Source organism: Umezawaea endophytica, assembly GCF_025061645.1.
Taxonomy (GTDB): Bacteria; Actinomycetota; Actinomycetes; order Mycobacteriales; family Pseudonocardiaceae; genus Umezawaea; species Umezawaea endophytica.
In genome coordinates, this window is the sequence record NZ_JANYMP010000003.1 from 138,819 (window position 1) to 158,035 (window position 19,217).

The window sequence follows — 19,217 nt, forward strand, 5'->3', positions numbered from 1 at the left end:
ATCAGAGTGGCCCCGTGACTCCCTCCTCCCAGACCGACGCCACCGACCGAGCCGCACGGCGGCTCCTGACCGCCGCCGAGACCGGGACGCCCTGCCCGCCGGTGCGCGACGTGATCGGGGCGACCGACGTGGACGCCGCCTACGCCGTGCAGGAGCGGCTCACCGCCGCGCGCGTGGCCGGGGGCGCCACGATCGTCGGCCGCAAGGTCGGGCTCACCTCCCCCGCCGTCCAGGCCCAGCTCGGCGTCGACCGCCCCGACTTCGGCGTCCTCTTCGACGACATGGACGCCACCGGCGACGGCCGGATCCGCGCGGGCAGGCTGCTGCAACCCAGGATCGAGGCCGAGGTCGCGTTCGTCCTCGGCGCCGACCTCGCGGACGGCGACCTCGGACCCGACCAGGTGCGCGCCGCCGTGGCGTACGCGGTCGCCTCACTGGAGATCGTCGACAGCCGCGTCGCGGGCTGGGACATCACCTTCGGCGACACCGTCGCCGACAACGCCTCCAGCGGGATGTTCGTGCTCGGGGCCGACCGGGTGCCGCTGGCCGACTTCTCCCCCGTCGCGGTCGAGATGGAGATGGCGCTCAACGGGCGGGTCGTCTCGACCGGGACGGGCGCGGCCTGCCTCGGCGACCCGCTCGCCGCCCTCGCCTGGCTCGCCCACGCCGCCCGCGACCACGGCAGGCCGCTGCTCGCGGGCCAGGTGGTCCTGTCCGGCGCGCTCGGCCCCATGGTGCCGGTGGCCGCGGGCGACACCGTCGAGGCCACCCTCACCGGACTGGGAAAGGTGGGCGTCACGTTCGACGCGACGAACGGGGACGACTCGTGAGCGCCCCGACGCCCAGGACCAAGGTCGCCGTCATCGGCTCCGGCAACATCGGCACCGACCTGATGATCAAGGTCCTGCGGTTCTCCGAGAACCTCGCCATGGGGGCCATGGTCGGCATCGACCCGGCCTCCGACGGCCTCGCCCGCGCGGAACGCCTCGGCGTGCCCACCACCTCCGAGGGGGTAGACGGCCTCATCGCGATGGCGGGCTTCGACGACATCCGGATCGTCTTCGACGCCACCTCCGCGAAGGCGCACCTCGCGAACGCGGAGAAGCTGTCGGCCCACGGGAAGCGGCTCATCGACCTGACGCCCGCCGCGATCGGACCGTTCGTCGTCCCCGCCGTCAACGTCGACGAGCACCTCGACGCCCCGAACGTGAACATGGTGACCTGCGGTGGCCAGGCGACGATCCCGATCGTCGCCGCGATCTCGCGGGTCGTGCCGGTGCCCTACGCCGAGATCGTCGCGTCCATCGCGTCCCGGTCGGCCGGACCGGGCACCCGCGCCAACATCGACGAGTTCACCGAGACCACCGCGCACGCCATCGAGACCGTCGGGGGCGCCGAACGGGGCAAGGCGGTGATCATCCTCAACCCGGCCGAGCCGCCGCTGATCATGCGGGACACGGTCTTGGCGCTCGTGGTGGCACCCGACGAGGCCGCGCACGACGAGATCCGCGCGAGCGTCGGGAAGATGGTCGACGCCGTCGCCGCCTACGTCCCCGGCTACCGGCTCAAGCAGGCGGTCCAGATCGACCCGGTCCCCGCCGGGCAGCCCGTCCACACCCTGCTCGCCGGAGGCGCCACCGCCCCGACGCACCAGGTGTCGGTGTTCCTCGAGGTCGAGGGAGCGGCGCACTACCTGCCGTCCTACGCGGGCAACCTCGACATCATGACCTCCGCCGCCGTCCAGGTGGCCGAGCGGCTCGCCCGACGGCAGGAGGACGTCCGATGACCGCGCTCTTCGTCCAGGACGTGACCCTGCGGGACGGGATGCACGCCATCCGGCACCGGATCGAGCCCGCGAAGGTCGGCGAGATCGCCGCCGCCCTCGACGCGGCGGGCGTCGACGCCATCGAGGTCGCCCACGGCGACGGGCTCGCCGGGGGGAGCCTCAACTACGGCCCCGGCAGCCACTCCGACTGGGAGTGGATCGAGGCCGCCGCGGACAGGCTCACCCGAGCCCGGCTGACCACGCTCCTCCTGCCGGGGATCGGGACCATCAGGGAACTCCGGCAGGCCTTCGCGTGCGGCGTGCGCTCGGTGCGCGTCGCGACCCACTGCACGGAGGCCGACATCGCCGCCCAGCACATCGCGACCGCTCGCGAACTCGGCATGGACGTCTCCGGGTTCCTGATGATGAGCCACATGACCGACGCGGGCACGCTGGCCGCCCAGGCGAAGCTGATGGAGTCCTACGGCGCCCACTGCGTCTACGTCACCGACTCCGGCGGACGGCTCGTGATGGACGGCGTCCGTGAACGGGTGCGCGCCTACCGCGACGTCCTCGACCCGGCCACCGAGATCGGCATCCACGCCCACGAGAACCTCTCGCTGTCCGTGGCGAACTCCGTGGTCGCCGTCCAGGAGGGCGCGAACCGCGTCGACGCCTCGCTCGCCGGTCAGGGCGCCGGTGCGGGCAACACGCCGATCGAGGCGTTCATCGCCGTCGCCGACCTCAACGGCTGGGACCACGGCTGCGACCTCTTCGCCCTCCAGGACGCGGCCGACGACCTGGTCCGCCCGCTCCAGGACCGACCGGTCCGCGTCGACCGGGAAACCCTGACCCTGGGCTACGCGGGCGTCTACGGCTCGTTCCTCCGGCACGCCGAGACCGCCGCCCGGCGCCACGGTGTCGACGTGAGGACCCTCCTCGTCGAGGTCGGCGCGCGCGGCCTCGTCGGCGGCCAGGAGGACATGATCACCGACATCGCGCTCGGCCTGCGCGCCCAACCGCCCACCACGTCCACAATGGAGCACGCGGACCCGGTGGTCCGGCACGACCGGTGAAAGCGGGAACGCGGTTGAGCACGAGCAGCAGGATGGCGATCACCGCCTTGGCGGTGGCGGTCACGATGGCGTTGGCCAGCCTCCCGGCCGTGGCGGCGGGTGGCACCGTCGCGCCGAGCGGGTCGTTCGGCAGGCTCGGGCCGCTGACCGACCTGGCCGTGGAGCGCCTGCGCGTCGGTGACGACGTGGCGGCGGCCAAGTTCGGCACCGGCGCGCCGATCGACGACCCCGCCCGTGAGCAGCAGGTGCTCGACCAGGTGCGGCGGCAGGCCGTCGCGCTCGGACTGTCCCCGGACGCGGCGGCGGCGTTCTTCCGGGACCAGATCACCGCGAGCAAGGTGGTGCAGAGGGGGCTGTTCGCCCGCTGGACGGCCCACCCCGGCGAGGCTCCCACCACGCGCCCCGACCTCGGGACGATCCGCGCCCGGCTCGACCGGCTCACCACGGCCCTGCTCCAGCAGCTCTCGACCACGGTGGACGTGCGCGCGGAGCCCACCTCGTGCCCGGTCCAGCTCGCGCTGGCCGCCGGATCGGCGGTGGTCCTGGAATCGCTGGACACCCTGCACCGCCGGGCGCTCGGCTCGGCCGTCCGCTCGGTGTGCGCCGCGCCCGTGCGCTGACGGGTGGAGGTCAGGCCACGGGAACGGGCGGGGCGTCGAGGAGGCTCCGGTCGCCGTCGGCGCCGTGGGCCAGCGCGGCCGCCACGTCCTCGTGGGGCGTGCCCAGCCGGATCGCGCTGACCTCCTCCAACAGCCGGTGGTGCTCCTCGCCCAGCTCGACGTCCAGCGCGTCGAGGTACCCCTCCAGGTGTGCCGGGGTGCGGGGTCCGACGATGGGGATCATCGAGGTCCGAGCCCGTGCGGCGCGCCCGCGCAGCCAGGCCAGCGCGACCTGGACCGGACCCGTGCCCGTCTCCGCGGCGACCGCGAGGACGGCGTCGAGCACGGCGGCGCGCCGCCCCGTGCCCCCGGCCTCCGCGCCCCGTGCGCTGAGCCGCCCCTGCTCGCCGCGCCGGTACTTGCCGGTGAGCAGGCCACCGGCCAGCGGGGAGTACAGGACGACACCCAGCCCGTGGGCCTGGGCCATCGGGATGAGCTCCCGCTCCGCGGAGCGCTCGGCCAGGCTGTACTCGGTCTGGATGCCGACCAGCGGCGCGTGCCCGTGCAGTTCGGACCGGACGGCGGCGCCCGCGACCCGCCAGGCCGGGAAGTTCGACAGCCCGCCGTAGCGGATCTTGCCCGCCCGGATCAGGTCGTCGAAGCCCGCCAGGATCTCCCGCACGGGTGTCACCCCGTCGGGGAAGTGCGGCATGAAGACGTCGACGTGGTCGGTCTTCAACCGCCGCAGGCTCTCCTCCAGGGACCGGATCATGGTCTTGCGGCTGTTGCCGGTAGTCCCCGACCGGACCTGCGCCTGCCTGCTCCCGCTGTACTTGGTGATCACCACGAACTCGTCCCGCTCGCGGCCGAGCAGATCACCGAGGACGGTCTCGGCCTCGCCGTCCTGGTAGATGTTCGAGACGTCGAACGTGGTCCCACCGGCCGCGACGAACGCCTCGAAGATCGCTTTGGAGCCCTCGAGGCCCGCGGCGCCCGGCGCCGATCCGAAGTTGGCCGTGCCCAGCACGTACTCCGAGACCCGCAGGCCGCTCTGTCGTCCGAAGGTCTGGGAACGCACGGTGGTCTCCTGGGGTCAGGGCTGCGGGGTACGCTCGTGACGCTAACACAAAAACGAATGGTCGTTCTTTTATGCCGAAGGTCAGCCAGGACCACCTCGACGCGCGCCGTCAGCAGATCGTCGACGCGGCCCGCTCCCGCTTCTCCAGCCACGGTTTCGCGCGCACGTCCATCCCCGACCTCGTCGAGGCCTCCGGCCTCTCCGTCGGCGCCATCTACCGGTACTTCAAGAGCAAGGACCAGATCATCGTCGCCATCTGCGAGCAGGCGACCCAGACGTTCCCCGCCGAGCTGACGGCCGAGTCCACCCACGACTTCCTCCAGCACGTCCGCACCATGGCGCGCGAGGAGGACCACGCCCGGCTGGTCGCCCAGATCTACGCCGAGGCCGCCGTCTCCCCCTCGCTCGCCGCGCTCGTCCGGGACCAGCTCGACGAGCTGCGCACCGCCGTGGCCGCGCTCCTGCCCGACCGCGAGCCCGCGGACGCGGAACGGGTCGCCGAAGCGTTCGTGGCCATCTGCAACGGCTACACCCAGCAGCTCGCCGTCCGCGGCGACCTCGACCACGCCCCCTTCGCCGAGGCCCTCATGGCGGTCGTCGAGTCGGGACGCGCGCCCGACCACGCCCCCTCGCCGCCCTCCGTTCGGAGGTAGCTCGGTCGCCCGCGTTGTGCCTAGATGAACGGGAGAGCGCTTCCAACGTTGTAAAGGGGCACGATGAGGCGTCTGCGGATATCGGTCGTCGTGATGAGCGTCCTCGCCCTGCTCGCGACGGGCACGGCGGAGGCCGACCGCACGGACCGGGGCTGGTTCACCGCCTGGGCGCAGTCGCAGGAACGCCAGGCCTCGACACCGCTGCGGAACCAGTCGATCCGGATGATCACGCACCTGAGCCAGGGCGGCGGCGCGATCCGCGTGCGGCTCCAGAACACGTTCGGGCAGCAGCCGCTGACGATCGACCGCGCGGCAGTCGGCATCGGCACCGGTGGACCGGAGGTCCGCGCACAGCGGGACATCAGGTTCTCCGGCCGCCGCGCGGTCACCATCCCGCCCGGCGGCGAGGTGTGGAGCGACCGCGCGTTCCTCGCGACGAAACCGGGCGACGACGTCGCGGTCAGCCTGTACGCGGCGGGCGAGGTCGTCCCCGGCCAGCACAACTCGGCGTTCCGCGACAACTACCTCACCCCGCCGGACTCCGGCGACCACCTCTCGGACGCGGCGGGGTCGGCGTACTCTCAGAAGGTCCAGTCGACGCTCGTGGTCAGCGCCGTCGACGTCCACAACCCGGCGCTGCGGGGAACGGTCGTCCCGTTCGGCAGTTCCGTCGTGGACGGCGTGGGCAGCACGAACTGCGGCCCCGGCTGCACCGAGACCGGCACGAACAAGCGGTGGACCGACGTGCTGGCCCGCCGGGTCGTCGCCGAGCTGCCCGCGCGCGAGCAGGTCGCCGTCGCCAACGCCGGGATCAGCGGCACGACGAGCGCGATCTGCCCCCGGAACCCCGCGTCGGTCGCGGGCCTGGACGCCGTGTCCCGCCTGGAGCGGGACGTGCTCGCCCTGCACGGCGTCACCGCGGTCGTCTACTACTACGGAACCAACGACCTCGCCAACGGCTGCACGGCGAACGACATCATCGCCAGCTACCGCGAGGTCTTCCGGCGGCTGCGCGACGCGGGCGTCGCCGTGCACGTCACCCCGATCACCCCGCGCCCCGGCTACACCGACCAGAACAACGTCGACCGCCACGCCGTGGCGGGCTTCGTCAAGAACGGCGGCGACTGCACCGGCACGTGCACCGGGCTGACGGACTTCGACCAGGTGCTCGCGGACCCGGTCCGGCCTAACAGCATCCTGCCGTCCTACGACACCGGCGACGGCGTGCACGCCAACATCGCGGGCCAGCAGGCGGTCGCCGACTACGTGGCCCTGCGGAAGCTGGTCGCCCGGTAGCACCTCGTAGGCCCTCAGCCGGGAGCACCAGCATTTCGATACACTGAGCCTCGAAATGCTGGTGTTCCGAGGTGAGGAAGAGATCCCCGTGCCCGAGTCGAACAACCACAAGACCGCTCTCGTCGTCGGCGCCTCCCGGACCCTGGGGCTGGCGCTGGCCGCCGAACTGCTGCGCCGGGGCTGGCAGGTCATCGGGACCGTGCGCGGCGACCAGCGCACCGGCCTGCACGAACTCGCCGAGACCTCCGACGGGCGGCTGCTGGTGGAATCCGTGGACATCACCGAGCCCGAGCAGATCGCCGCGCTGCGCGACCGCCTGGCCGGGCGCGACCTGGACCTGCTGTTCGTCAACGCGGGCATCGCCCACGCCAACATCCCGGTCGGCGAGGTCACCACCGAGTCCTTCACCGAGGTCCTGGTCACCAACGCGCTGAGCCCCCTGCGCGTGATCGAGACCCTGGGCCCGCTGGTCGTCGAGACCGGCACCCTCGCCGTCATGTCCTCCCGGCAGGGCAGCGTCGGCATGAACACCAACGGCGGCCACGAGGTCTACCGGTCCAGCAAGTCCGCCCTCAACCAGCTCATGCGCAGCTACGCCGCCCGCAACGCCGACGACCCGCGCACCCTGCTCCTGCTCAACCCCGGCTGGGTGCGCACCGAACTCGGCGGGCCCGGCGCGCCGCTGGACGTCGACGAGAGCATCCCCGGCGTGGTGGACACCGTGGAGGCGCGCACCGGCGAGCGGGGACTGCACTTCGTCGACTACCAGAACCAACCCCTGCCCTGGTGACCCCGCGGCGGGCACCGGCCCGTCACACCGCCAGCATCCCGCCGTCGACGGCGATGGTCGCGCCGAAGACGTAGGACGCCGCCGGGGACACCAGGAACGCGATCACGTTGGCGACCTCCTGCGCCTGCCCCGGCCGCCGCGCCGGGGTCTTCGACGCGAAGGCGCGCATCTGCTCGACCAGGTGGGCGTTGGCCGGGGTGAGGACCACGCCGGGGCTGACCGTGTTCACGCGCACGCCTCGCGGCCCGTACTCGGCCACCCACGACCGGGTGAGCGCCTCCAGCGCGGCCTTCGTCGCCGAGGTCAGCGCGATCCCGGCGACACCCTTGCTCGCCGCCGCCATGGACACGTTCACCACGACCCCCTCGCCCCGCTCGGCCATCGCCGGGGCCAGCGCCGTGGTGAGGATGAACGGCGCCCGCACGTTGACCGCGAAGCGCCGATCGAAGTCGGCGGTCGAGGTGTCCGCACTGGGCGCGTGGACCCCCGGTTCGAAGGCGTTGTTGACCAGCACGTCGATCCCGCCGGTCACCGCCGTGGCGCGCTCGGCCAGGTCACGGGTCTGCTCGGCATCGGCGAGGTCGGCGAGCAGCAGGGTCGCCTCGCCGCCCGCCTCGCGCACTTCCCGGCAGACCCGCTCACCCCGGACGCGGTCGCGGCCGTGCACGACCACCGAGAAGCCCGTCCAGGCGAGCGCCACCGCGGTCGCGCGACCGATGCCGCTCGTCGACCCGGTGACGAGCACCGCGCGGGGCCTGCCGCCGGTCATCCTTGCCACTTCTTCGTCACTCGTCCTCCGTCGAATGCGCTGCGGTACGGCGGACAACGTATACCGCGGGCCTATTGCGCCACCAAGAAGTCGAGCGTCTCAAAACGCCATGCGCGGATCGCATGCGGGGTATTCCACGAATGCATTGTCCGGCACCGCGAGAGCCTCACCGAGGCGACAGGACCTGAGGGAGAATTGGATCCGACGTCGACCGGTCGGCCGCGGGCCGACCGGCGCCCGCCACGCGGTGGTGGACAGCCAGGACGAGCCCGCGGGCGCTCACCACCGGCCCGGCGGTGCTCAGGACGGTCGTCGGAGGCCTCGGGTCCGACGAACCGGCTGGGGCGAGAAACGTTTTCACCGACCCGCCGTCGGATTACCGCCGTCCTGGCGGCTCTTACGTCGTGCCCCATTCCCGCCGGGTTTGCGGGGCTCGGACAAACCCGCCTGATCTCATTTCGCCCGCCGCCCCGGGAACGGGTACGGGAAAGAACGCAGACCATTCCGCGTCCGCCGGGTGCGGGCCGCACCCGGCGGGCCGGGATCAGACCGCGATCGGTCCGAAGATCCAGTTGCCCTTGGCGCTCTCCTCCGGGCTGCGGAAGAACTGCTCGTTCGCGGCGTGCAGCTCGTCACGGCTCAGCCAGCCGTTGCCGTCCAGGTCGAGCTTGTCGAACGCGCTGCTGCCCGCGGCCTCGGACAGGCGGAAGGCGCTGGCCGCCATGCGCACGTACTCGGTCCTGGTGATCCGGCCGTCGCCGTCGACGTCCATCAGGTCGTAGAAGGCGTCCGCGATCGGCGCGATGTGGGCGCGGTAGCCCCCGTCGGACGCCGTCACGAACCGGTCCATGCCCGAGGCGTACTCGTCGACGTCGACGCGCTCGTCCCCGTCGGTGTCCATCGGGAGCGTGACCGCGTCCCACAGCCGGTTGTAGCGCTCCCGGACGAGTTCGCTCTCGGGCGAGCCCGGCGCGTACCCGAACGCGGTGACGAGCCGGTCCGCGGAAGCCGTGTAGTCCATCCTGTCGATGGTGCCGTCGTCGTCCACGTCCAACAGGGCGAAGAGGTGTGCGATTTTCCGCTTTTGCAGTTCGTTGAGCATGGGATTCGGCTCTTTCTTCGAGGAGCACTACTCTGGCGATGTGAAACGCTACTGTCCGCGACGCTGCCATGGGAAGGTTGTTCCGTGGTTGTGCATGTGGTAGACGGAGCCAATGGTTTTGTCGGCTCCCATCTCATCGGCGCTCTCGTGGCGCGTGGCGACTCGGTGGTCGCTTTGGCGCGCGCGAGCGAGGAAGTCGTCAGGAGAAAGGTCGCCGACGCGCTGACCACGTTGCACCTGGACCCCGATCTGGCGATGAAGGTGCAGGTCAGGACGTTCTCACTGGCCGAACCAGACTTGGGAATATCACCTTCCGATGTATTCTCCGAGCCGTGCACCTATTGGCACGGCGCGGCACTCATCACGTTCTTCCCGCGTCGTGAAGCGGAGTTGCACGCCGTCAACGTGGTCGGTTCGAGTTACGCCGCCGCCACGTTCACCAGGCACGCGAAACCCGGTTCCCGGTACGTCCACATCAGCACGGCCTACCAACACGGAACTACTCAGGGTAAGGCGCTGGAGCAATGGCCTGACTATAACCACCCGTCTGAGTTCAGAAATGACTACGAACATTCCAAAAGGGTGGCCGAAGTTCAGCTCTCGCAGACCGGACTAGCTCGAAACGGTGACGTGCTGGTCGCCCGATTAGGCGTCATGGTCGGCCACTCCGGTACCGGTCGGGCGCTGTCCGACCTCGGGCTCTACGACTTCCTCAGGGTCATCGCGCTGTTCGCGAGGCGCACCCCCGGCGAGCGCGTCCGCTTCGTCTGCCACCCGAGGGCGGCACTGCACCTGGCACCCGTCGACGGCACCGTGGACCGGCTGCTGGCGCTGGCGGGCGGTCCGCTCGACCGGCCGGTGCGGCACCTCGTGCCCGCCGCGGCGGTGCCGGTCACCGACCTGTTCGCCACGATCTCCGCGCACCTGCCCGTCGAACTGGTCGCCGTCACCGCCGAGGCCGTCGAGGCCGAGCCCTTCAGCAGGTTCGAGGCGATCGTCAACATGCGGTGCAAGTTCACCTCCCCCTACCTGCGCCACGAGTACGAGTTCGAGTCCCGCGGGGACGCCGAGCCGCCACCCGTCACGCCTCGAATCCTCGACCTGCTCATCTCCTGGTACCTCCGCGAGGGACTCCCCGAATGACGGACTTCGTCACCCGCTTCCGCACCCGCCCGCGCTCCGACCGGAAGGTCACCTACCTCCCCGACGGGCGCCCGGCGGTCGAACTGACCCACCTCGAACTCGACCGGAGGGCGAGGGCCGTCGGGTCCTGGCTGACCGGTGCCGGGATGGCGGGCAGGCCGGTGCTGCTGCTCTACCCCACCGGCCTGGACTTCCTCGTCGCGTTCCTCGGCTGCCTCTACGCGGGCGCCGTGGCGGTGCCCGCGCCACTGCCCCTCTCGGCGGCCTCGCGGGTCGACCGGGTGAACCGCCTGGTCGAGGACTCCGACGCGCGGATGGTGCTCACCGACGAGGCGCACGTGGCCGCGCTCGACGGCTTGTCGGCGCGGACCTTCACCGAGGCCGCCGACGGCGGTTCCTGGGAGCCGCCGGAGGTGGCCGCCGACACCGTCGCCTACCTCCAGTACACCTCCGGGTCGACCAGCCACCCGCGCGGCGTCGAGGTCACCCACGGCAGCCTGACGCACAACCTGGAGCTGTTCCGGAGGATCAGCGGCGCCGTCCCCGTCCGGCGGATCGGCGGCTGGCTGCCGCACCACCACGACATGGGGCTCGTCGGGCTCCAGTTGCAGGCCCTGCACGCGGAAGCCGACCTGGTCCTGCTCTCGCCGGAGGCGGTGGTCGCCCGCCCGATCCGCTGGCTGCGCGCGATCAGCGACCACCGGGTGGACTGGACCGTGGCCCCCGACTTCGGCTACGCGTGGACGACCCGCCGGGTCAGCGACGAGGAACTGGTCGGGCTCGACCTGTCCTGCCTGACGATGGCGGTCAGCGGGGCGGAGCCGATCCGGATCGCCACGCTGGACGCGTTCGCCGCCAGGTTCGCGCGGGTGGGGTTCCGGCGCACCGCGCTGAACCCCGGCTACGGGCTCGCCGAGTCCACCCTGGTGGTCACCTGCACGTCACGCGGCCTCGGACCGGCCGTCCGCTCGTTCACCAGTGGATCGCTGGCCGCGGGCGAGGTCGTGCCGACGTCGGACGGCGGCGGTGTGCCGCTGGTCGGGTGCGGCGAGCCGGACGCCATGGACGTGCGCGTCACCAACCCGGCCACGGGCGTCGAGGTGGACGACGGCACGGTCGGCGAGATCAGGGTGGCGGGCCCCAGCCTGGCGGCGGGCTACCACGGCGACCCCGCCGCGACCCGCGCCACCTTCGTCACCGGCCCCGACGGGCGGTGGCTGCGGACCGGCGACCTCGGTTTCCTCCTCGACGGCCAGCTCTACGTCACCGGGCGGCTGAAGGAACTCCTCATCGTCCGCGGCCGGAACCTGTACCCGCAGGACATCGAGTCCTCGGCGCGGGAGGCGCACCCAGCCGCGGGCAAGGGCGCGGCCTTCGGCGTGCGGGACGCCGACTCCGCGGAGCACGTCGTGCTGGTGCAGGAGATGCGCCGAGCCTCGCAGGGTGACGCCCGCGAGTTCGCCGACGTCGTGCTCGACGCCGTGACCAGGCAGTTCGGCGTGTCCGCGAGCGTCGTGGTCGTGCGGTCGAACGCGATCCGCCACACCACGAGCGGCAAGGTGCGTCGAGGGCACATGCGCGACCTGTTCCTCGACGGTGGGCTGTCGGTGCTGCACAGCGCCCTGTCCCCCGCCGTCGCCACGATCGTCGCCGCCCCGGAGGAGGTCCATGTCTGACGAGGTGCTGAGGGCCTGGCTCGTCGACGCCGTGGCGGGCTACCTGGCGCTGCCGCCGTCGCGGGTCGGCACCGACGTGAAGCTGCGGTCGCTCGGCCTCGACTCCGCGCACGCCATGGGGCTGTGCGTGGACGTCGAGGAGCGCTGGGGAGTCCTCGTGGAACCCACGCTGGCCTGGGACTTCCCGACCATCGACGCCATCGCGGCGCACCTCGGCGGGCTGATCGACCGACCGTGACCCGGTGGGGGTCGGCCACCGCGCCGTGGCCGACCCCGACCGGTCAGCGTCACCGGTCGCCGCCGGGTACCCACTTGACGTCGCCCGTCGGGTTCGCCGTGCGGGCCAGGATGAACAGCAGGTCGGACAGGCGGTTCAGGTACTTGGCCGGGAGTTCGCCGGTGTGCTCCGGGTCGTCGGCGAGCAGCGCCCAGCTCGACCGCTCGGCTCGACGGGCGATGGTGCGGGCCACGTGCAGCAGCGCGGCCCCCGGCGTGCCCCCCGGCAGCACGAACGAGTCGAGCTTGGGCAGCCGGGCGTTGTACTCGTCGCACCAGCCCTCGATCCGTTCGACGTAGGCGGGGGTGATCCGCAGCGGCGGGTACTCGTACTCCGCGGCGATCGGGTTGCACAGGTCGGCGCCGACGTCGAAGAGGTCGTTCTGGATCGTCCGCAGGATCGTGGTCAGCTCCCCCGGCAGGTCGCCGAGCGCGCACGCCACCCCGACGGCGGCGTTGCACTCGTCGGTGTCCGCGTACGCCTGGATCCTGGGATCGGTCTTGGAAGCCACCTCGTTGTTGCCGAGGCGGGTCTGTCCCGCGTCACCGGTGCGGGTGTAGATGCGGGTGAGGTGTACGGCCATGTCACGACCCCAAACGAGTCAGGTCCCGCGCGAGGGCGGGATTTCCGGATCAGGACTGTCCACTAGGGACAGAGCACCGCGCGGCAGCGCGCCAGGCCGTCGAGGCCGCGGTCGACCAGTTCCTGGTCCGCGAACTCGTCGGTGCCGAGCAGCCCGAGCAGGGCGAACGTGTCGGTGGCGTACGCCGCGATCACGGACTCGTCCGGCAGCTCGTGCCCGGCCGCGGCGTACGCGTCGACCAGTGCGCCGTCCAGCAGGCCGTAGGCCCGCATCCGGCCCAGTTCGGCCGCGACGTCACCGGTGGTGCAGTTGGAGAGGTCCAGCACGGCGGCGACGCGCCCGTCGCGGAAGCAGAGGTTGTCCGGCCGCAGGTCCATGTGCAGCAGGCGATGGCCGCCGCTCCTGCCCTTCAGCACCACGCGGGCCGCCTCGACCACGTCCTCGTGGCCGGGGACGTCCACCCGGTCGGCGAAGGCCGCGACCCGCACCGCGAGGCGGTCGGCCAGCGCGCTCGCCGAGCAGTCGGCGCCGAGCACCGCGGTGTCGGCCTCCGTCAGCTCCACCCGGTGGATCAGCGCGAGCACCTCGCCGAGCCGCGCCAGTTCCCGCTCCCCCAGGTCGGTGAGCTGGTCGTGCTCCACCTCTTCGAGGAGCATCCACGAGTGCGTGCCCGCCTCCCGCGCGCGGTGCCAGTCGAGGAGCGGCGCCATCGGCACACCCGCCCCGGACAGCACGCGGTGCGCCGTCACCTCGCGTTCCAGGAGCGCGCCGAAGTCCACGGTGCCGTCGTAGGCCGACGGTGCCAGCTCGCGCAGCGGGACCCTCAGCACGAGTCGCCGGTCCGAGGACCGCACCCGCAACGCCGAGTAGTCGGCCCCGCGCTTCCAGGGGCTCACCACGCTCCCCGGCGGCAGGCGGTCGCCGAGCTGGACCACCAACCGCTCGGCCAGCGCGGCCTCGTCCGGTACCTCGATGCTGTGCAGCACGACAACTCCACCCCTTCAGTGGACGGCGAGAACGGCGCCGCTCAACGGTCTCACGACGCAGCCGCGCCGTTCCTTGGCGTCGATCGCGGCGCCGCCGTAGTCGATCAGGGTCCGGCCGGGGTGCCGCACCGCCCAGTCGATCACGGCGTAGTAGGTGGCCTCGAAGTAGGCGTAGCTCTCCCGGCCGTGGAAACCGGCGAGCTTGGCGACCATCCACTCCCCCTCCCGCGCGACGACGACGTGCCCCACCTCGTCGGTCCCCCTCAGCACGGCGAAGAGCAGGAGGTCGTCGCCGTAGTGCTCGGCCAGCGAGCGGAACTGCTCGGTGATCCGCGCGGGGTCGGCCGCCAGCCCGTACCGCCCGTAGTGCGCGACCTGCCTCTCCACCAACCGCTCGATCGGGTGGAGCGTCGGGGAAACGCGGATGCTCAGCCCGGCCGCCGCGAACGCCCGGCGTTCCCTCATCGTCTCCCGGCGGCGCTTCGGGGGCAGCGTCGCCAGGTAGTCGTCGAACGAGCGCGCGGCGCCGAGGTCCAGGTACGCCGATGGCGTCATCGGGAAGCGGACGCCGTCGGCGAACCAGTCGCGCGCCTCGACGCCGAGGTGCGGCAGCAGGACCGTCCGAGCGCCTTCGGCGCGGCCCGCCTCCGTCACCGCCCGCCGCACGGCGGCCACCGCCGCGTGGACCCGATCGGGCGGCAGGCCGTCCCGCACGTACAGACCCGAGGTGTAGGCGCTGGGAGCCACCACGACCACCGCGGGAGCGTCCAGCGCCCCCGGTGGCAGCGCGGAGGTGTCGGCGACGTGGGCTTCGAGGCGGTACTTCGTGTGGTGGTCGCCCGGCCGCCGGACGTGGAAGACCGCCACCGCGTCCGGCCGCCCGTCGGCGCCGTTCGCCACCACGTACGAGGGCGGGCGCGCGAAGCTCCCGGCGTGGCAGGTGAGCCACCGGACGGAGAGCTGCGGCGGTCCACCGCGGACCGCCTCGGACCACCGGCCCGCCACCTCGGGGTCGTCGAGGTGGCCGTGCACGGTGCACGAACCGACCGAGGTCGAGGCGTTCACGGCCGCGCCCTCAGTGGGTGGTCACGGAGATGAGGTTCGCCGTCGTCGTGCGGGTCAGCGGGTACTCCGCGGGCAGGCGCGCCCCCGCGAGCAGCGCCGCGACCTCGGGTTCGGTCGAGCCGAGCCGCACGGTGCCGTTCTCCTCCCGCCTCCGGCGCGCCAGCAGCCGGTCCGCCAGCTCCGACACCAGCGCCGACGTCCCGCGGTCGGCGAGCGCGGCGGCGACCAGGTGGAACACGTCGAGCACCTCCGCCTCGATCGCGTCCTGGCTGGGGTCGTGCCGTTGCAGGGCGAGCCACTCCTGCGCGAGCTGGAAGTCGATGGAGCCGGTCTCGGCGAGCACGTCCTCCACGGTCAGCTCCTCCGGCAGGACGCCCCGGTGGACGACCAGCTCCGCCGCTCCGCCCGCGACGGCGACCGCCACCTGCGCGGCGATGCTGCGCACCTTCTCCGCGGGCTTGGTCCAGTCCGCCTCGGACCCGACGTTCGTGTAGGTGAAGCCCTGATCCGACCAGATGCTCTCCCCGACCGTCAACGCCTCCTGCGAGTGCGCGATCACCAGGTGACCCGCCTCGTGCACCGACAACGCGACCGGACCGTCGTGCTCGCGCTTCACCGCGCACCTCCCACCCTGTCGAAGCCCTGCGTCCACTGCTGGTCGAGCCACGCCTCGTACTCCGGCCCCACGGGGGTGTCGACCACGACGCACACCGGGCAGATCTGCCGGTCGCGGGCGGAGAAGGCGGCGTGCTTCTGGGTCAGGTTGTTGCCGATGAGCAGGTCGCCGCGCTCGCCGGTGACGGCGGCCTCGTACCTGGCACGGGTCTGCGGCCAGCTCAGCCCGAGCGTCGCCGTGACCCCGTGGCACATCAGCCGGGCGCCCGGCCCCTCGCAGAGGCCGCAGGGGCACGCCTCGACCTGCCGCCAGATGTCGGGGATCGACGCGTACTGCTCCGGCCACAGCTCGCTCTCGGCGCGCGGTCCGCTGGGGAGCACGTGGTGGGCCGGGTGCTCGGAGCCGAGCAGCGACCCCACGGTCAGGTAGCGGGACCGGTGCACGTCGGCCAGCTCCAGCGACCGGGCGATGTTGTCACCGAGGAAGAGCTCCAGCTCGACGGCGTCCCGCGGCGGGTGCCCGGTGCGGCGCGCGTAGGCGTCGTGGAGCATCGCGATGAGGTCGTAGTAGTAGGTCTCGCCAGGGAACTTGCCGGGTCGGGTGATGAGGAAGCCCTGGTACATCTTGTGGGACGGCCGTTTGAAGAAGACCGTGTTGGAGTAGACGCGGGTCTCGGTGATGCCGTGCCGGTCGTTGACGGCGCGGGGCGTGAGGAAGCTGGAGTGCGCGCCGTCCTGGTGCGGCAGCAGGAACCTGGACCGCCCCTCGGGCGCGGTCGGCGTGCCGTAGCTCTCCTCGTCCACCTCGACGTAGGCGTCCGCGGGCAGCGCGTGCCGCTCCTTCAGCAGGGTCGTCACCGCGGCCAGCGCGGCCTTCGCCCTGACGATCAGCTCGGTGGACGTCGGCTCCGCGTCGTCACCGCGGAGCGCGAACGTGACGGAGCCGCCGCCCGCCAGGTGGGCGGCCGCGTCGCCCAGCCAGGAGTGGTCGAGCCCGCCGCCGTCCGGATCGGCGAGCCAGGACGCGGGCACCCACGTCTTCAGGACCTCGACGCGGACCCCCTCGGTCGTTTCGGTCGTCATCCGGTCGACTCCTTCTCGGTGCGGAACACGGCGTCGAAGGCCAACTTGGCCGCGATCTGCGCGGTGCGGCCGGTCGGGTCGTAGCGGGGTGCCACCTCGGCGATGTCGAACGCTCCCACGGGCAGGGTGTGCAGGGTGTGCCACACGTCGAGCAGCGCCGACCCGGTCAGGCCGCCGAGGGTGACGTTGCCGGTGCCGGGCGCCACCGAGCAGTCGAGCACGTCGATGTCGGTGGAGATGTAGACCGTGTCGCACCGCTCCCGCAGCGCCTCCACCAGTTCGGTGACCGGCCGGACGTCGCCGTCGAGGCGGGGCGCGGCGACGATCGGGAACCCCCGCTCGCGCAGCCCGGCCAACTGGTGGCGACGGGTGACGTCACCGACGCCGACGAACGCCAGGTTCTCCGGCCGGATGCCGGGCAGTTCCGAGATCCGCCGCGAGTTCGACCCGTGGTAGATCGGCCCGTGCAGGTGGCTGGAATCGCCGAAGTCGAAGTGGTGGTCGATGTTGACGAACCCGATCCGGCCGGGGTCGACGCGCTCCCTGGCCGCGAGGTAGAAGCCGGTGAACGTGCCGATGGTGCACGAGTGGTCGCCGACGAGGAAGAGGCCGCGCCCGCCGCCCTCCAGCAGGGTCCGCACCCCCGACCCGACCGACGCCATCGTCCGGAGCGGGTCGCTCGGGTAGACCGTGAGGTCACCCGCGTCGACGACCACCGGGGTGTCGTAGTCGAAGTCGCGACCGGTCCGCATGTCCGTCATCGGCTCGGGATTGCGCGTGGACAAGGAACTTGAGTACACGACGCTGGCCGCGCGCACCGCGCGTGGACCTTCGGCGGCGCCGGGTCGCGAACTCGTGGTGCCGTCGAAGGGCACCCCGGCCGCGATCCACTCGACGCTGTCCGAGGCCAGTTGCCCCCAGTCCCGGCGCAGGTCCGCGCCGAACAGCGTCGGCACACCGGCCCAGCCGGGTGACGCCGTGGACCACGGCGGTTCCCCGCCGACGGCGTCGAGCAGGATCGTGGGGTCGAAGCCGCTGTCAGCCACGGACGGCTCCGGCGGTGCGGCCGCTCAGGATTTCGGTCATCGCTCCTACCTTCTCGATGAACAATTCCCAGCTTCGTTCGGGTGTCAGGTGGTGGGGCGTGAACACCACCGGCGCGTCCTCGCGCCAGTGGGAGAAGTCCCAGTCGTGGATGCGCGGCTTGAGCGCCTCGAAATCCGGTATCAGCGGATACGGCACGAAGTTGTACAGGTTGGCCAACCACACCACGTCCGCGCACTCGCGCAGCCACCTGGTGGTCTGGGCGTGGCTGTCCTCGGTCTCGGCGGCGAGTCCGCCCATGACGTTGAGGACCACCCGCATCCCCCGCGCGTCGATCTTCTCCAGCTTCGCGCGATAATCGTCGAGCCCGCGCGACAGCTTTCCGCCCGCCCTGAGCAGTTCGGTGTCGGCGGATTCGAAACCCATTTCGACCACCGCCACGCCCAGTTCCGACATGGCGTCCAGCACCCACGGGTTCAACGCGAGCACGTGCGTCTGCACGATGAATCGGAAACCGGGCCGTTCGGCGAAGACGGCGAGCAGGTTGGCGACCGCTTCCCGCGACTGGCCGAACGTCTTGTCCCCGATGTAAATGAGTTTCGTGTCGGGAAAGCGTTCGACGAGCTGGTCGACCTCCCTGGCTATCGCGTCGTTCTCGACCAGGGTCAACTGCTTGCTCCAGGCGTCCCCGCAGAAACCGCACTTGTAGAGGCACCCGTGGCTGGCGTTGAGGCGCAGCAGGGGTACCTGCCCCGAGTACCCGCTCAGGTGGCGGTACTCGGGCGCCCAGTCGATCCGCTCCGGGTTGATCCCCGGCACGCTCGGGCGGATCAGCAGGTTGCCGCCGCTGCTCGGCCGCAGCAGTTCACGGAGCTGCGCGATACCGAGCTGGCCGGCGAAGATCCTGGTCGCGTCGGTGGGACCGGCCAGCGGGGCCATGTTGCCGCCGAGCACGGTGCGGCGACCGGCCTCCTTGAGACCCCTGCTCACCTCGATCGCCAGGTCGAAGTTCTGGGCCAGCGGGCTCATCAGGACCGTGTCGCCCGCGACGCTGACCTCCAGCAGCGCGTCGAGGCAGTCCTGGGCACCCGGCATCCTGCCGAGATCGGAGAAGTACGATTCCGCGGAGAGTTCGTCCAGCAGCGCGGTGAGGTGGGCGACCCACAGGGGCATTTCCCACAGGCCCCCGTCCGGAATGAAGTACTCCGGCAGATCACGGGCGAACTCGCGCTCGTACAACTTGTAGTAGTGGCTGAGATCGGGCTGCGGCGCATGCATCGATGGGAATGGTAACTGGACAATATGAACCGTCATCACACTGACCCCAATCCGCCCTCGTGAACGAATCACCCCAGGTGATCCGCCGCGGAGGTATCCCTGCTGTGACAGTAAGCCGACATTCGCGCCGATCGCCACCACCGCCCGCGCACTCTAGGCGACTCACTAGAGATTCGCGGACTCCGCCGAACGTCCCAAAGGATGCGCGAACACTCCAGGCGATTCACTAGATCCGCCACACCGGGGTTTCCCTCGACACAATGGCACGATTCGACCACAGTGGACCCGAAAAGGCGTCGACACTGGTCACGCGGGCGATATTCGACACGAACCGCCCCT

Annotated in this window: 20 protein-coding genes; 10 read left to right on the plus strand and 10 right to left on the minus strand. The window is 71.6% G+C overall.

Annotated features, from left to right (window positions below; translation table 11 throughout):
- Positions 1-14 precede the first annotated feature (14 nt).
- From NZH93_RS07990 to NZH93_RS08005, 4 genes are read left to right on the plus strand one after another with little or no spacing between them, the layout of a single operon-like run.
- Positions 15-830 carry a 2-keto-4-pentenoate hydratase gene (locus NZH93_RS07990; protein WP_259622307.1) on the plus strand — a complete coding sequence of 272 codons (816 nt, stop codon included), beginning with the start codon at positions 15-17 and terminating at the stop codon, positions 828-830.
- Positions 827-1,786 carry an acetaldehyde dehydrogenase (acetylating) gene (locus NZH93_RS07995; RefSeq protein WP_259622308.1) on the plus strand — a complete coding sequence of 320 codons (960 nt, stop codon included), beginning with the start codon at positions 827-829 and terminating at the stop codon, positions 1,784-1,786. The genes NZH93_RS07990 and NZH93_RS07995 overlap by 4 nt, the downstream gene beginning before the upstream one ends.
- Entirely contained in the window at positions 1,783-2,841 is a 1,059-nt protein-coding gene (gene dmpG / locus NZH93_RS08000) for a 4-hydroxy-2-oxovalerate aldolase (RefSeq protein WP_259622309.1), read from the plus strand. Before NZH93_RS07995 ends, dmpG begins: the two co-directional genes overlap by 4 nt.
- Before the next feature lie 32 nt (positions 2,842-2,873).
- Positions 2,874-3,461, plus strand: a complete 588-nt coding sequence (locus NZH93_RS08005) for a chorismate mutase (RefSeq protein WP_259622310.1) — start codon at positions 2,874-2,876, stop codon at positions 3,459-3,461.
- 10 nt (positions 3,462-3,471) lie between these two features.
- Here the strand turns inward: NZH93_RS08005 and NZH93_RS08010 are convergent, their stop codons facing one another.
- Positions 3,472-4,518, minus strand: coding sequence for an aldo/keto reductase (locus NZH93_RS08010; RefSeq protein ID WP_259622311.1), 1,047 nt, complete (start codon positions 4,516-4,518; stop codon positions 3,472-3,474).
- A gap of 71 nt (positions 4,519-4,589) precedes the next feature.
- On the opposite strand from NZH93_RS08010, the gene NZH93_RS08015 reads away from it, so the two are divergent.
- From NZH93_RS08015 to NZH93_RS08025, 3 genes are all read left to right on the plus strand, one after another.
- On the plus strand, positions 4,590-5,171 hold the full coding sequence (locus NZH93_RS08015; protein ID WP_259622312.1) for a TetR/AcrR family transcriptional regulator: 582 nt from the start codon (positions 4,590-4,592) through the stop codon (positions 5,169-5,171).
- Between the two features lie 63 nt (positions 5,172-5,234).
- Entirely contained in the window at positions 5,235-6,467 is a 1,233-nt protein-coding gene (locus tag NZH93_RS08020; RefSeq protein ID WP_259622313.1) for a GDSL-type esterase/lipase family protein, read from the plus strand.
- Between the two features lie 55 nt (positions 6,468-6,522).
- A complete protein-coding gene (locus tag NZH93_RS08025; RefSeq protein WP_259622314.1) occupies positions 6,523-7,257 on the plus strand; it encodes an SDR family NAD(P)-dependent oxidoreductase in 735 nt (244 codons plus the stop codon).
- Between the two features lie 22 nt (positions 7,258-7,279).
- Here NZH93_RS08025 and NZH93_RS08030 read toward each other — a convergent pair whose 3' ends face one another.
- Positions 7,280-8,026: an SDR family NAD(P)-dependent oxidoreductase gene (locus NZH93_RS08030; RefSeq protein WP_259622315.1), complete on the minus strand. Its 747-nt coding sequence runs from the start codon at positions 8,024-8,026 to the stop codon at positions 7,280-7,282.
- Between the two features lie 544 nt (positions 8,027-8,570).
- Positions 8,571-9,128, minus strand: a complete 558-nt coding sequence (locus NZH93_RS08035; RefSeq protein ID WP_259622316.1) for an EF-hand domain-containing protein — start codon at positions 9,126-9,128, stop codon at positions 8,571-8,573.
- A 96-nt stretch (positions 9,129-9,224) separates the two neighbouring features.
- On the opposite strand from NZH93_RS08035, the gene NZH93_RS08040 reads away from it, so the two are divergent.
- From NZH93_RS08040 to NZH93_RS08050, 3 genes are read left to right on the plus strand one after another with little or no spacing between them, the layout of a single operon-like run.
- A complete protein-coding gene (locus NZH93_RS08040; protein ID WP_259622669.1) occupies positions 9,225-10,271 on the plus strand; it encodes an SDR family oxidoreductase in 1,047 nt (348 codons plus the stop codon).
- The gene (locus NZH93_RS08045) at positions 10,268-11,947 is read left to right on the plus strand and encodes a fatty acyl-AMP ligase (RefSeq protein WP_259622317.1); all 1,680 of its coding nucleotides are present in this window, start codon (positions 10,268-10,270) and stop codon (positions 11,945-11,947) included. Before NZH93_RS08040 ends, NZH93_RS08045 begins: the two co-directional genes overlap by 4 nt.
- Positions 11,940-12,185: an acyl carrier protein gene (locus NZH93_RS08050; RefSeq protein WP_259622318.1), complete on the plus strand. Its 246-nt coding sequence runs from the start codon at positions 11,940-11,942 to the stop codon at positions 12,183-12,185. Before NZH93_RS08045 ends, NZH93_RS08050 begins: the two co-directional genes overlap by 8 nt.
- 49 nt (positions 12,186-12,234) lie before the next feature.
- Here the strand turns inward: NZH93_RS08050 and NZH93_RS08055 are convergent, their stop codons facing one another.
- The 7 genes from NZH93_RS08055 to NZH93_RS08085 form a co-directional block, all read right to left on the minus strand.
- Complete coding sequence (locus NZH93_RS08055) at positions 12,235-12,807, minus strand: cob(I)yrinic acid a,c-diamide adenosyltransferase (protein WP_259622319.1); 573 nt, start codon at positions 12,805-12,807, stop codon at positions 12,235-12,237.
- A gap of 62 nt (positions 12,808-12,869) precedes the next feature.
- A complete protein-coding gene (locus NZH93_RS08060; protein WP_259622320.1) occupies positions 12,870-13,793 on the minus strand; it encodes a phosphotransferase family protein in 924 nt (307 codons plus the stop codon).
- 15 nt (positions 13,794-13,808) lie between these two features.
- A complete protein-coding gene (locus NZH93_RS50550) occupies positions 13,809-14,858 on the minus strand; it encodes a peptidogalycan biosysnthesis protein (RefSeq protein ID WP_259622321.1) in 1,050 nt (349 codons plus the stop codon).
- 10 nt (positions 14,859-14,868) lie between these two features.
- Positions 14,869-15,474: a hypothetical protein gene (locus NZH93_RS08070; protein ID WP_259622322.1), complete on the minus strand. Its 606-nt coding sequence runs from the start codon at positions 15,472-15,474 to the stop codon at positions 14,869-14,871.
- Positions 15,471-16,556: a hypothetical protein gene (locus tag NZH93_RS08075; RefSeq protein ID WP_259622323.1), complete on the minus strand. Its 1,086-nt coding sequence runs from the start codon at positions 16,554-16,556 to the stop codon at positions 15,471-15,473. The genes NZH93_RS08070 and NZH93_RS08075 overlap by 4 nt, the downstream gene beginning before the upstream one ends.
- Entirely contained in the window at positions 16,553-17,602 is a 1,050-nt protein-coding gene (locus tag NZH93_RS08080) for an arginase family protein (protein ID WP_259622324.1), read from the minus strand. The genes NZH93_RS08075 and NZH93_RS08080 overlap by 4 nt, the downstream gene beginning before the upstream one ends.
- Positions 17,595-18,878, minus strand: coding sequence for a B12-binding domain-containing radical SAM protein (locus NZH93_RS08085; protein WP_259622325.1), 1,284 nt, complete (start codon positions 18,876-18,878; stop codon positions 17,595-17,597). Before NZH93_RS08085 ends, NZH93_RS08080 begins: the two co-directional genes overlap by 8 nt.
- Positions 18,879-19,217: the final 339 nt, after the last annotated feature.

Excerpts from the sequence above, each read along its gene's own strand:
- dmpG (WP_259622309.1), top strand. The coding sequence starts at position 1,783 with ATGACCGCGCTCTTCGTCCAGGACGTGACCCTGCGGGACGGGATGCAC.
- NZH93_RS08005 (WP_259622310.1), top strand. The coding sequence starts at position 2,874 with ATGGCGATCACCGCCTTGGCGGTGGCGGTCACGATGGCGTTGGCCAGC.
- NZH93_RS08015 (WP_259622312.1), top strand. The coding sequence starts at position 4,590 with ATGCCGAAGGTCAGCCAGGACCACCTCGACGCGCGCCGTCAGCAGATC.
- NZH93_RS08020 (WP_259622313.1), top strand. The coding sequence starts at position 5,235 with ATGAGGCGTCTGCGGATATCGGTCGTCGTGATGAGCGTCCTCGCCCTG.
- NZH93_RS08025 (WP_259622314.1), top strand. The coding sequence starts at position 6,523 with ATGCTGGTGTTCCGAGGTGAGGAAGAGATCCCCGTGCCCGAGTCGAAC.
- NZH93_RS08030 (WP_259622315.1), bottom strand. The coding sequence starts at position 8,026 with ATGACCGGCGGCAGGCCCCGCGCGGTGCTCGTCACCGGGTCGACGAGC.
- NZH93_RS08035 (WP_259622316.1), bottom strand. The coding sequence starts at position 9,128 with ATGCTCAACGAACTGCAAAAGCGGAAAATCGCACACCTCTTCGCCCTG.
- NZH93_RS08045 (WP_259622317.1), top strand. The coding sequence starts at position 10,268 with ATGACGGACTTCGTCACCCGCTTCCGCACCCGCCCGCGCTCCGACCGG.
- NZH93_RS08050 (WP_259622318.1), top strand. The coding sequence starts at position 11,940 with ATGTCTGACGAGGTGCTGAGGGCCTGGCTCGTCGACGCCGTGGCGGGC.
- NZH93_RS08055 (WP_259622319.1), bottom strand. The coding sequence starts at position 12,807 with ATGGCCGTACACCTCACCCGCATCTACACCCGCACCGGTGACGCGGGA.
- NZH93_RS08075 (WP_259622323.1), bottom strand. The coding sequence starts at position 16,556 with ATGACGACCGAAACGACCGAGGGGGTCCGCGTCGAGGTCCTGAAGACG.
- NZH93_RS08085 (WP_259622325.1), bottom strand. The coding sequence starts at position 18,878 with ATGCATGCGCCGCAGCCCGATCTCAGCCACTACTACAAGTTGTACGAG.